10 protein-coding genes and 1 tRNA gene are annotated in these 12,257 nt (G+C 63.4%); 5 read left to right on the plus strand and 6 right to left on the minus strand.

From position 1 onward, the window contains the following. Position 1 precedes the first annotated feature (1 nt). Positions 2 to 2,020, minus strand: a complete 2,019-nt coding sequence (locus ABU113_RS13345; protein ID WP_454559993.1) for a hydantoinase/oxoprolinase family protein — start codon at positions 2,018 to 2,020, stop codon at positions 2 to 4. A 68-nt stretch (positions 2,021 to 2,088) separates the two neighbouring features. Further along, positions 2,089 to 2,679: a TetR/AcrR family transcriptional regulator gene (locus ABU113_RS13350; protein WP_454559994.1), complete on the minus strand. Its 591-nt coding sequence runs from the start codon at positions 2,677 to 2,679 to the stop codon at positions 2,089 to 2,091. Positions 2,680 to 3,042: 363 nt separating this feature from the next. Here ABU113_RS13350 and ABU113_RS13355 point away from each other — a divergent pair, with 363 nt between their 5' ends. Both ABU113_RS13355 and ABU113_RS13360 read left to right on the plus strand, forming a co-directional pair. Further along, positions 3,043 to 3,888 carry an alpha/beta fold hydrolase gene (locus ABU113_RS13355; RefSeq protein WP_454559995.1) on the plus strand — a complete coding sequence of 282 codons (846 nt, stop codon included), beginning with the start codon at positions 3,043 to 3,045 and terminating at the stop codon, positions 3,886 to 3,888. Between the two features lie 48 nt (positions 3,889 to 3,936). Further along, the gene (locus ABU113_RS13360) at positions 3,937 to 4,713 is read left to right on the plus strand and encodes a glucose 1-dehydrogenase (protein ID WP_454559996.1); all 777 of its coding nucleotides are present in this window, start codon (positions 3,937 to 3,939) and stop codon (positions 4,711 to 4,713) included. A 96-nt stretch (positions 4,714 to 4,809) separates the two neighbouring features. On the opposite strand, the gene ABU113_RS13365 is transcribed toward ABU113_RS13360, so the two are convergent. Further along, a tRNA-His gene (locus ABU113_RS13365) sits at positions 4,810 to 4,886 on the minus strand. A 62-nt stretch (positions 4,887 to 4,948) separates the two neighbouring features. On the opposite strand from ABU113_RS13365, the gene ABU113_RS13370 reads away from it, so the two are divergent. Next, a complete protein-coding gene (locus ABU113_RS13370; RefSeq protein WP_454559997.1) occupies positions 4,949 to 5,428 on the plus strand; it encodes an HIT family protein in 480 nt (159 codons plus the stop codon). Positions 5,429 to 5,464: 36 nt separating this feature from the next. Here ABU113_RS13370 and ABU113_RS13375 read toward each other — a convergent pair whose 3' ends face one another. Further along, the gene (locus tag ABU113_RS13375) at positions 5,465 to 7,408 is read right to left on the minus strand and encodes a M61 family metallopeptidase (protein ID WP_454559998.1); all 1,944 of its coding nucleotides are present in this window, start codon (positions 7,406 to 7,408) and stop codon (positions 5,465 to 5,467) included. Between the two features lie 148 nt (positions 7,409 to 7,556). Continuing rightward, entirely contained in the window at positions 7,557 to 8,315 is a 759-nt protein-coding gene (locus tag ABU113_RS13380; protein ID WP_454559999.1) for a phosphocholine cytidylyltransferase family protein, read from the minus strand. A 264-nt stretch (positions 8,316 to 8,579) separates the two neighbouring features. Here ABU113_RS13380 and ABU113_RS13385 point away from each other — a divergent pair, with 264 nt between their 5' ends. Together ABU113_RS13385 and glnA are read left to right on the plus strand one after the other, a co-directional pair. Further along, positions 8,580 to 8,918, plus strand: coding sequence for a P-II family nitrogen regulator (locus ABU113_RS13385; RefSeq protein ID WP_454560000.1), 339 nt, complete (start codon positions 8,580 to 8,582; stop codon positions 8,916 to 8,918). Between the two features lie 59 nt (positions 8,919 to 8,977). Then, positions 8,978 to 10,393 (plus strand): type I glutamate--ammonia ligase, encoded by a 1,416-nt coding sequence (gene glnA, locus ABU113_RS13390; protein WP_454560001.1) that lies wholly within the window; start codon positions 8,978 to 8,980, stop codon positions 10,391 to 10,393. Positions 10,394 to 10,775: 382 nt separating this feature from the next. Here glnA and ABU113_RS13395 read toward each other — a convergent pair whose 3' ends face one another. After that, the gene (locus ABU113_RS13395; protein ID WP_454560002.1) at positions 10,776 to 11,525 is read right to left on the minus strand and encodes a TorF family putative porin; all 750 of its coding nucleotides are present in this window, start codon (positions 11,523 to 11,525) and stop codon (positions 10,776 to 10,778) included. Positions 11,526 to 12,257: the final 732 nt, after the last annotated feature.

Below are 12,257 nucleotides of genomic sequence, written 5' to 3' on the forward strand. Positions count from 1 at the left end.
GTTACACCCGCTCAAGCAGAAGATTGTTGAAACGATCGACGGTGAGCCGCCAACCAGCCGGCACGAACACGCTGGTCTGCACCGACTCGACGATGGCCGGGCCGAACAGCTGGTGGTCGCGTTGCAGCATGTCACGATCGTAAATGGCGACTTCCACCCGGCCGCGACGCGGATCGAGATAGACCGGGCGGCTGCCCTTGTTGGCCTGCGCCACATCACGGGTCGCCGCCGGCAATTGCGGCAGATGAAAGTGCGGCACCGGCGCCTTGGCGAAATAAGCCAAGGTGGTGAGCTGCAGCGGGCCTTCGCTGCCCAGAGCCTCGTGTGCCGCACGCAGCACCTCGGTGGCGGCGGCGCTATCGTCGAGCACCGTCAGCGGTGCCGCGACTATCGCCTCCTGCCCGCCGTCGCCCGCGCTGAAGAACAGCTGCAGGTCGGCGTTGATGTCGGCGACATCGAAGCCCTCGCCGCGCATGTCGCGCTCGGCCTCGGCCCGGGTGTCGGCAACCGCGCCGGCGATGGCGGCGAAGTCCTGCGGGCCGGCGATGGCCCGGTCGGTCCGCCGGTAATAGATATGGCCGGCGTCCATCAGCGAGGAGCCATAGGCCGACGACACCGCCGAGAACGGCGTCATCAGCACCACGTCGAGACCCGCCTCGCGGGCGATGTCGCAGGCGTGGATGCCCCCGGCGCCACCATAGGCGATGGTGGGCAGCCGGGCCGGACGGCCGAGCCGGTCGGCAACCGCGCCGACGGCCGCGCCCATGGCGGCCTCCACCGTGGTCTTGATCCGCCAGGCGGCCTCTTCCACCGACACCCCGAGCGGCTGGGCGATCTGGGCGTCGATGGCGGCGCGCGCCTTCTCCACGTCGAGGCGCATGCCGCCGCCGAGGAAATAACCGGAGTCGAGAATACCCAGTACCAGGTTGGCATCCGTCACCGTCGGCTGGGTACCGCCAAGGCCGAAGCACACCGGCCCCGGCAGGGCGCCGGCCGACTGCGGCCCCACTTTCAGCGCCCCGTCTTCGACATGGGCGATGGAGCCACCGCCCGCGCCCAGCGCGTCGATGGCCATCATCGGCAGGTTGCAGGCGAAACCTTCGACGTCCGGGCGCAGCGCGTAGCTCGCCTGACCGCCCTCGACATAGCCGATGTCGAACGAGGTACCGCCCATGTCGGTGGAGATCAGCGTGTCGAAGCCATAGAGACGGCCAATCTCGCGGGCACCGAACAGACCGCCAGCGGGGCCGGAGTTGTAGGTATTGATGGCGCGCGTCTTGGCGACGCGGGCGACCGCGCCGTTGTTGTGGCCGATGAACAGCGTGCCGCGATACTGGCGCTGCCGCAGATCCTCGCCCGCCTTGTAGAGCAGGCGCGCCAGCTTGCCGTGGATATAAGCGTTGAGCACCGCCGCGTTGAGGCGTTCGGCCTTGCCGGGGCGGGTGGAAATGTCGGAGGCGAGAAAGGTCGAGACCGAGCCGAGATAGTCGCGCGGATATTCCCGCTTGATCACCGCCCGCACGTCCCGCTCGTTGGCCGGGTTGAATTCGGAATTGGCCAGCGCCACCACCAGGCCACGGGCGCCGCGGTCGATCAGCGTCTGGGCCGCCTCAAGGATCGCCTTGGCGGCGGGCGCCCGCACCACGGCGCCTTGTGCATCGACCTCCTCGTCAAGGCCGATCACCATGTCGTCGTACACCAGCGGCGCCTTGCCGTCGGTCCGCGCGGTCGGCGCCAGTGGCTCCATGCCGCGCGTGACGATCAGGCCGATCTTGGCGCCGTTGCGCTGGATGATGGTGTTGGTGCCGATGGTGTTGGAGAAACGGATGATATCCGTCTCGAACAGCAGCTCCGGCGCTTCCCGGCCGAAGGCGCGCGCGCCGGCCTGGATGCATTCCAGAAAACACACTGTAAGGTCATGCGGCGTGGTGGGCACCTTGACGGTGCGCACGTCACCATCGCGGACAAAAAAGCCGTCCGTGAAGGTGCCACCCGTGTCGATATCGACGGTAAAGCCCATCTTTCCTCCCCTGCCTCATCTGTTCACCGGCGCCAGTTGACCTGGCTGTTGACCCGGACCGGAAAGCCTCAGCTTCCGGGCGGCGCCTCGCGGACCGCGCGCATGATGAACCCGATGATCTCGTTAAACACCTGCTCCTCCTTCAACTTGCCGACCGGCCTGAACCAGCGCAGATGCCAGTTCACGACGCCCAGCACATTGAAGGCCATGATTTTCGTCTCGTCCGTGCGAACGATGCCGGCAGCTTTCAGCCGCTCGATCTCGCCCACGTAAATCTCCAGCACTTCCTTCTGGACCCGGCGGTTGGCCCGCTTGCCCATCGGCGACAGACGTTCCTCGTCAATGAAGAAAATCTTCGATTCCCGGTGATGCTGGACGGAGGCCTCCAGGTGGGCGCGCACCAGGGCCGTCAGCCGTTCCAGCGGGTCCTGCTTGTCAGCCAGCGCCGCGTGCAGCTTTTCCGGCAACGCCTTCACCGAATATTCGAGAATGGCCAGCCACAGCGCCTCCTTGTTCTCGAAATAATGGTAGACGTTGGACACACTGCGTCCGACCGCCGCCGCGATATCCCGGATGGACGTGCCCGCGAACCCGTTCTTGGCGAACAGATCCACCGCGACCTCCACCAGCTCGTCGCGGCCCTTGGGGCTCTCGACCATGGCGCTCACTCCCTTCAGTTTTAGCACTCGCGCCATGAGTGTTACGCCCCTCCCCATCTGACGGCAACCACCGCCCGCTTTGCGTTCTCCGCCGCCCAACCCATTAGATCGAACGACCGTTCTAGTCATGATCGAAAGCCGCCATCGCTGTCAAGCGAGCACGAGGTGATTTTTCGACTTTTGAGTTAATTGCATGTTATAAAAGGAATTATTCGAATACCATCGACACATAGACCTTCATCCCGACATTTTTCACGTGCGCGAACTCGAACGATCGTTCTATCCTTGGCTCGAATCGCGGTCAGCAGACGACGGGCGGACACACCGCCCGGCGCGATGACCCAAGGGGGGAGATGAAGTTCGATGGCGGATACCGTGAACTCCGATTTTCTGCTGTGCGCGGGCCGCCGCCTGCACGTCCGGCTGTGGCACCGCACCGGTACGCGCACGGTGGTGATCTGGCACGGGGTGACCGGCACCTGTCGCGACCATGATGCGCTTGCGGCACACATCGCGGGCCGCGGCTGGCGCGTGATCGTGCCCGACGCCCTGGGCTGCGGCCTGTCGGACTGGGCACAGGATGCCGACCATGACCACAGCCTGACCTCATACGCCGACATGGCCCGCGATCTGCTGCGCCAGCTCGATGCGCCCGTAGTAGATTGGATTGGCACATCCAAGGGCGGCGGGCTGGGCATCGTGCTGGCCGGCGCGCCCGACAGCCCGATCCGTCGCATGGTCCTCAACGACGTCGGCCCGACCCTGCCCGCGAGTTTCTGCACGGCCATCGCCAAGCGGCTGGCGGATCCGCCGACCTTCGACAGCTACGCTGATTTTCGCAGCCATCTCGCGCGCTTCATCGAGCGCGGCGGCGGCCTGGTCGACGACGCCATGCTCGACCATCTGACCCTGGTCTGGGGCCGCCGCAGCGACGATGGTCGCGTCACCTACCACCATGACCGCGCATTGGCCGGCCAGTTCCTCCATCACCCGGAGGATTTCGCGCTGTGGCCGCAATGGGACGCCATGACCTGCCCGGTCCTGCTGTTGCGCGGTGAGTTGTCCCCGGTCCTGTCAGCTGCCGAAGCCGAGGAGATGACCCGTCGCGGCCCTCGCACGACACTGGTGACGCTGGCCGGCCAGGGGCATGTCAATTTTCTCGATCACCCCGAGCACTGGCAGGCGATCAATGCCTTTCTCGACAACTGACGCGGCAATCCCAACGCCGCACCACCAACCATCATGAGGGAGACAATAATGGGACGGGTACAGGACAAGGTGGCGATGGTGACGGGCGCGGCCCAGGGTCTCGGGCTGGCCATGGTCCGGGCACTGGCGGCGGAAGGTGCGCGCGTGGTGCTCACCGACATCGACGCGCCGCGGGGCGAAAACGAAGCGGCGGCGCTGCGGGCGTCCGGCCATCAGGCCATGTTCTGCCAGCATGACGCCACCAGCGAGGACGACTGGACCCGGGTGATGGCAGCGGTGCTGCAGGCCCATGGCCGGCTGGATGTGCTCGTCAACAACGCCGGTGGTGGCGTCGACTGCGACATCGAGCAGATGACGCTGGAGCATTTCCAGTGGATGGTGAAGCTGAATCTCGACAGCGCCTTCCTCGGCACCAAACTCGCCATCGAGGCAATGAAGGCAACCGGCGGCGGCTCGATCATCAACGTGTCGTCGGTGGGCGGCCTGGTCGGCACCGCGCCCCTGCCCGCCTATTCCGCCGCCAAGGCCGGGGTCAAGCTGCTCTCCAAGTGCGTCGCCCTGCATTGCGGCCAGCGCGGCTACAACATCCGTGTCAACAGCATTCATCCCGGCCTGATCAAGACCGCCTCGGCCATCGACGTCACCAAGATGGCGACTGGCATGGAGGAAGAGGACGCGCTGAAGGCCTTTGCCGCCATGCACCCGATCGGCCGGGTCGGCAACCCGCCGGAGATCGCCGCCGGCGTCGTCTTCCTTGCGTCCGACGACTCCAGCTTCATGACCGGTTCGGAGCTGGTGATCGACGGCGGCTACACCGCGCAATAACCTCAATCGGCTACGGAGAATGGCTCGGCGACGGCGTTAGACGCCCGCCGGGCCAAGGCCTTCGGCATAACATGCTTGCTATGTGATTGGAAAAGCTGGGGCGACCGAGGGGACTTGAACCCCCAACCCCTGGTACCACAAACCAGTGCTCTAACCAATTGAGCTACGGCCGCCACGACGCTAAGACGCGCGTTCATAAAAGCGATGCTGCCTAGCGTCAAGGGACTCCGCGAACATGTCTGACACACCCACCGCACAACCCGCAACGCCGGCCGTTGCCGCCAACGACACCATCGTCCGTTTCGGCTTTCCTGCCACGCTGGTGGCCGATTATGCGCACTGGCAAGTGCTGCTGCGGCCGGCCCAGCCAACCCTGGGTTCGCTGATCCTTGCTGCCAAGTCCGATGCCATCGCCTTCAGCGCCCTGCCGACTGACGCCTTCGCCGAACTGGCGCGTGTCAGCGCCGACATCGAGTCGGTCCTGCGGCGCCTGGTTGCCTATGAGAAGCTCAACTATCTGATGCTGATGATGGTGGACCCGCATGTCCACTTTCACGTCATCCCGCGCTACAGCGGCTCACGAACCGCCTGTGGCCTGACCATCACCGACTCCGGCTGGCCCAAGACACCCGATCTCGGCGCGGCGATCAACCTCGACACGACTCAGGTCGAGACCTTGTCGCAATGGCTCACCGCGCAGTGGCCGACAGCCTGACCACGGCCGGCAACAAGGCCGCCTCGGGATAGCCGCCTAGTTGCGGGGCGCCAGCAGATCATCAAGCAGAGCCGGCTTCCCGGCCAACCGCTCCAGGTGCGGGTAGCGCAGACCCCCGGTGTAGTTGATCTCGACGGTCTGATACCGCTCGTCACGCTTGGTCAGCAGGCGTATCGGCGCCGCGCCGGGCTTGGCGGCGGCGGTGACAGCCGCCTTGAGGCGTTCAGCCGTGTAGGCCATGTCATTCACCGCCACCAGCGTCACGCCGGCCGCCAGTCCCGCACTGAACGCCGGACTATCCCAGCTGACTTCGGTCAGCCGCCCGCCCTTGTCCGCCACAAGGCCGAGGGAGAATGTCAGATCGAGAACGCCGCGCCGGCTTTCCCATACTCTGAAGTAGGCGGTGGGAGCGTCCTTGAAAACCAGGCGGTACCCCCCTCTCTCGATACCTCCAAGCGGCGCGCGTTCATGTGAATCGAGCCGTTCGCGAAGAAAGGCCGCCCAGTCGTAAGGCATTACCATGCTCAACGTTGTCACCACATCGTCGACCGCATAGGTCATCGGCCCCAGTTCCCCGTCGTGCACGCCAAAAAACGCCGCCGCGAAATCGTCGAGCGACCGTCTTCCACCGGTTCGTTCACGAATCAGCTGATCGACATCGAGCCAGAGCAGCATGCCCTCGGAGTAATAGTCCTCGCGACGCTGCCAGCTGCGCCAGGGCAACGGCCGCCGGTTGGCGAGAATCGGATCGTTGGTGGTATCCTGCAGCGACCGCCATTGCCGCCCGACGCGGGCATCGTAGGTGGCAGCGACTGTTGCCATGGCCTCGATCACCTGCTGCCTGTCGATCAGGCCGGAACGTGCGGAGAGCACCCAGCCCCAGAACTCCGTCTGCCCTTCATAGACCCACAACAGGCTGTCCCGCATCGGCATGTGATAGTCGGGAGTCCACAGTTCGGCCGGCCGGCGGAACTTGCCATTCCAGCTGTGCACGAACTCGTGGGGCAGCAGATCGCGGTCGGGGAAGCTCTGCGCCCAGCCGGTGAAGTAATCGGGCGCCATGCCGTTTTCGCTCGACTGGTGATGCTCCAGCCCGATGCCACCCAGCCTGTCGCTCAATGCCAGCAGGAAATCATAGTGGGCGAAATGGCGCGATCTGAACACCTTGTAGGTTTGCGTCACCATCTTGCGATGAATTGCCAGTTGCGCGTCGCTGACAGTCAGATCGTCTGGCTTGTCTGCAAAAACGTTCAGGTACACGGGCACCCGGGCACCGGGATCGAGATCCAGCTTCTTGAAGTGCCGACCGGCGAAGACGGGCGAGTCCATCAGCATCTCGAACGACACTGTCCGGAAATCCACCCAGCCGTCACCACGCGCCGTGCCGCGCAACGCGGTACCATAGTGCCAGTCCGCCGGTAGTCGCACACTGGCGGCGACCGGAATGCCGCGCGTGAAATAGCCTGCCGGGTAAAAGGCCATCGCCAACCATTGCAGGTTGAGCATCTCATCCGTCATGACGATCCGCCCGACCCGGCCTTCAACCGGCGAGAGATACTGGAAGTCGAGCGTCAATGCCTCGACCCCCTCGGGCACCGAGACATGAAAGGCGGACATTTCCGTCACGTCCCGTGTCCAGGTCAGGCGCTGTCCGTTGGCGGTGATAACGAGACCGGCCATCTTGTCGGCATCGCCGCGCGGCGTGTGCCCGCCCGGAATCCATTTGGGGAACAGCAGCGTCATCGGTCCGGCGGCCGCAACCGGAATCGTCTGCCGCACGCGGAAGATGCGGCGAACGATGTCGGTGGCGTCCACCTCAAGGCGCAGGGTACCCGGATAAGCGATATCGCGTGGCTGAGCGATCGCCGCCGGCGGCGCCAGAGGCTGCGGTGGCACCAGAGCTTCCGCCAGTGCCCCGCCAGGCATGGCCGGTGCCAGCAGTGACACGGCCAGGATGACACGTTTCAACCAACGCTTCACGCAATTCCCCCAAGAACGATAGGCGATACAGGCTCATGACACCCCATGATCCTGCTTGGTGCGGTCCGGAATGTCGAGGCTGGCAACGTTGCCGGACGCCGGAATGCGGGAGGTATCCCGTCCGGACGGTCGCGCACCTGGCGAATGCTCAGGCGCTCAGGCGGATCGCCTCGGCGCGGGACCACTGCGCCGTCAGCGCGCGCGCGCGCTCGACGTCGGCAGGAAAGTCCACCTCACCCCATCCATGACCTTCGATGGAAACGACGTTCACCGGGTTAGTCTCGGCGATACGACCAATCACCCGCAGGTACCATGACTTCACGCCTTCCGCGGTATGCATCACGGTGTCGACGGTATCGGCGAACAGCCTGGCACCCGCCCCCTTGAAGACCAGAAAACCGATGGACTCGGCGTTGACCTGCTCCAGCGGCAAGGTCTTGCCGATGGCGAGCAGGCGGCTACCGGCGCGCACCACCTTCATGTCATCGGCGTCATAGGTAGACTTAACATCAATGGTAACGTTGATACCTTCAACCGCCTGGGCCAGCACCGCCGCCACCAGCGCCGGCGTCACCAGCGTGTCGCCGTTGAGAATCAGGAAGTCTCCTTCCATCATGAGCGGCCGGGCCAGCCACACCGACCCCAGATTGTCGGCCACCTGATAGAATGGGTTGAACAGGGTACGCACCCGCGCCCCGCCGAAATCGCGCGCCGCCAGATGGGCCTCGACCTTGTCGGACTGGAAGCCAACCACCACCACGATGTCATCGATGCCATTGGCCAGCAGCGCATCGAGTTGCCAGTCGAGCAATGTTCGCCCCGAGCAGTCAATCAGGCACTTGGGCTTGTCCGCCGTCAATGGCAGCAGGCGAGACCCCTGGCCAGCACTCAAGATGATCGCACGCATGACAGCTCCATCGTTGCGCAATCGTTCTGTAACCCTACCTTCACGATTGTTCCCAAATATGGCGCCCTCAAGGCGGCGACAAGGCGACCCGACAACTGCGCTGCCCATTCATCAGGCAATCGCACAAGAAATAGGCACACCTGCGCCCGTCCGGTCAGCGACCACTGCGCCCACGCTCACTGCTGGCCACGGATTCCGCCACCTGACGGATTGGCACGCCATTTGCTGATGTGACGGCGACCAGCAGAGTGGAGGTGACAACGCGTGAAAAAGATCGAGGCGATCATCAAGCCGTTCAAGCTGGATGAAGTGAAGGAAGCGCTCCACGACATCGGCGTGTCCGGCATCACCGTGCTCGAAGCCAAGGGCTTCGGCCGGCAGAAGGGCCACACCGAGTTGTATCGCGGCGCCGAGTACGTCGTCGACTTCCTGCCAAAGGTGAAAATCGAGGTCGTGGTTGACGACGCGGTGGCGCCACGGGCGGTGGAAGCGATCCAGCAGGCGGCACAGACCGGCCGGATTGGCGACGGCAAGATCTTCATCTCGACGATCGATGAGGCAATCCGCATTCGCACCGGCGAACGCGGCGTCGACGCGATCTAGAGAACAGCTTAAAAAACCCCTGAAATCCAGAGACTCAACAAAACTGAAGGATAGAGATCATGGCAGCAGCCGACGTCAGCAACGTCCTGAAAATGATCAAGGACAACGAGATCGAATGGGTCGATCTGCGTTTCACCGATCCCCGCGGCAAGTGGCAGCACCTGACCATGTGCGCCGGCGTCATCGATGAGGACAACCTGACCGAGGGCTTCATGTTCGACGGTTCGTCGATCGCCGGCTGGAAGGCCATCAACGAGTCCGACATGATCCTGAAGCCGGACCTGGAAGCGGTCTACATGGATCCGTTCTCCGCCCAGCCGCTGATGGTCATCTTCTGCGACATCCTGGAGCCCGCCACCGGCGCCGGCTACAACCGCGATCCGCGCTCGATCGCCAAGCGCGCCGAGGCCTACCTCAAGTCGACCAAGATCGGTGACACCGTCTATGTCGGCCCGGAGCCCGAGTTCTTCGTGTTCGACGACGTGAAGTTCAAGATCGACTATGCCGAGGCCAGCTACAAGCTGGACGACATCGAGAACCCCGGCAACACCAACCGTGACTATCCGGAAGGCAACCTGGGTCACCGTCCGCGCGCCAAGGGCGGCTACTTCCCGGTCGCGCCGGTCGACAGCTGCCACGACCTGCGCTCGGAGATGGTGTCCACCCTGCTGGCCATGGGCCTGCCGATGGACAAGCACCATCACGAGGTCGCCACCTCGCAGCACGAGCTGGGCATGATGTTCGGCACCCTGACCACCACCGCCGACCGCGTGCAGCTCTACAAGTACGTTGTGCACATGGTTGCCCACAGCTACGGCAAGACCGCGACCTTCATGCCCAAGCCGATCCGCCTGGACAACGGCTCGGGCATGCACACCCACCAGTCGATCTGGAAGGGCGGCAAGCCGCTGTTCGCCGGTGACAAGTATGCCGGCCTGTCGGACACCGCGCTGTTCTACATCGGCGGCATCATCAAGCACGCCAAGGCGATCAACGCCTTCACCAACCCGACCACCAACAGCTACAAGCGCCTGACCCCGGGCTTCGAAGCCCCGGTGCTGCTCGCCTATTCGAGCCGCAACCGCTCGGCCTCCTGCCGTATTCCCTACGGTTCGAGCCCGAAGGCCAAGCGCGTCGAGATCCGCTTCCCGGATCCGCTGGCCAACCCCTACCTGGCGTTCGCCGCCATGCTGATGGCCGGTCTCGACGGCATCGAGAACAAGATCCACCCCGGCGATGCCATGGACAAGAACCTCTACGAACTGCCGCCGCGCGAGCTCAAGAAGGTACCGACCGTGGCCGGCAGCCTGCGCGAGGCGCTGGTCGCGCTGGACAAGGGTCGCAAGGTCTTCACCAAGGGTGGCGTGTTCGACGACGACTTCATCGACAGCTACATCGAGCTGAAGATGGAGGAAGTGACCAAGTACGAACTGACCCCGCACCCGGTCGAGTTCGACATGTACTACTCGTCGTAAGACGAACCCGGCCCTGCCGGGAGCCAAACAAGACCCGGTCGGCGCTGTCGCCGGCCGGGTTTTTCTTTGCCGGTCATCACGGTGCGCCAGACCATTGTCAGTGTCCGAGGTTCACGCCGTCCCCATGGCAAGGGCCGCGGATCGAGATCTCCTCGCACGCGCAATATGCTAATGGCAACATCCTGCGCGGATCACCTGCGGCCAGCTGCCGCCCGCCGCCGACCACGTCCCTGATCAGTCATTCCCCTGCCGGCGCCAAGCATGTTGCCACAAAGTCACACCGCAAACACTCGCGCGAGGCATGCCACTGATGCTGCGTCGCACAAAAAAGAACGGCCCGGCAAAGCCGGGCCGTTCCCCTGATCGTTACTTCAGGCAGGGCTTAGAAGGAAGCGCCCAGCGTGAACACGACAGCAGCGTCGCCGGCATGCTTGATGTCGGCAGGGCTATTGCCGAAGTAACCGGTCTCGCCCTTCGACTTGTTGGTGTCGACGTAAGCCGCGGTCAGCGTGAAGTTCTTGTAAGCGAACGACGCGCCAATGCTCCAGTCGAGCTTGGAGTCACCATAAGCGAAAGCGCCATCCTCATAGCCCAGCGACGCCTTCAGGGTCACCGGAGTCTCCGGAATGGCATAGGACACGTTGGTGTAGACGTACCAGTTGTCCTCGGTGGTGTTCGACTGATCCGGCGCGTAGAAGATGCCCAGCGCCGCGGTCGCCGGACCGACCTCGCCATTCACTTCGCCCTGGATTTCATAATAATCCAGACCCTTGGCATCCGGATACAGATAGCCGATGCCGCCGAGCTTCCAGCCGATATTGCTGACCGAACCGGTCAGGCCGGCATACACGTCGACTTCACTGGCGCCGAAGGTGTTCTTGTCGCCGGTCGACGCCCAGGTGCCCGCGAAGAAGCTCACGGCGTCGGTGATGGTGTAGGACAGGTCCATACCACCCTGGAAAGCAACGCTTTCCTGGTTCAGCGACACACCACGGAAGCGGTAGTCCGAAGTCACCGACGCATTGGCGGTCAGGCTCAGCGGACCTTCTTCCTCAGCGCGGGCGGCGCCGGCGGCAAAAGCGCCAGCGGTAACAGACGCCAGCAGCGCCAGCTTAAAGGTGTTCTTGATCATTTCGTAAGTCTCCGTTGCCGTTAATTTGATCTCTTCTCTCTCGGAACCACTCGGGAGCCGAATACGCGGATTGTTTTTTCTTTCCACGGTCTGGCCAACTACGCCGTCCAGACGAGATACGGATCGTTTCAACGTCACGAATCTGACGCATTTACATTGCGTTGCACAAGGAAAATGTCGACCACCCCCCGGATTAGCAACAGCACTGTTGCAATTATCCCACAGCAAGGAAGGCGGAGCGTGCCCGGCGCGCGACAGTCCGAAAACGGACCTCAGGCGAAAAAGAAACGGGCCGGGTTTGTGGCCCGGCCCGAGTTTAATCCTTGGGGAGGATCGCCTGTTCGGCCTGATCATATTGCAGCGCATCATTTCATTTTGCAATGCAAAAAACGCACGAACACGCAGATTGTTTGCGGAGCCACCCAATTGCCTGATCTGACATATTTTTTGACGTTTAAGAGCTGTTTACCCCTGCCCCTTTAGGCTCTCCAACTGGTGAGACCGCCGGGCAATATGGCCCGGCACCAGGCAAGGACAGGCGAGAATCGTGTTTCAGGGGGCTATCATTCGCTCAGGAATCGAAGACATGCCACACCCTTTCCCAGGGTCGCGTCCGTCAAGGTGGTGTAATTTCGGCTGTGGCCGTGGGCCATCGTCAGGCGGCTTTGGCGGTGATGTGTAGGGGCTGATTTTCCTCCTCGATCATGGGTTGGTTGAGTTCGGCCATGCCTT

The sequence above is a fragment of the Parapedomonas caeni genome (assembly GCF_041060555.1).
Classification (GTDB): domain Bacteria; phylum Pseudomonadota; class Alphaproteobacteria; order Sphingomonadales; family Sphingomonadaceae; genus CAUJIW01.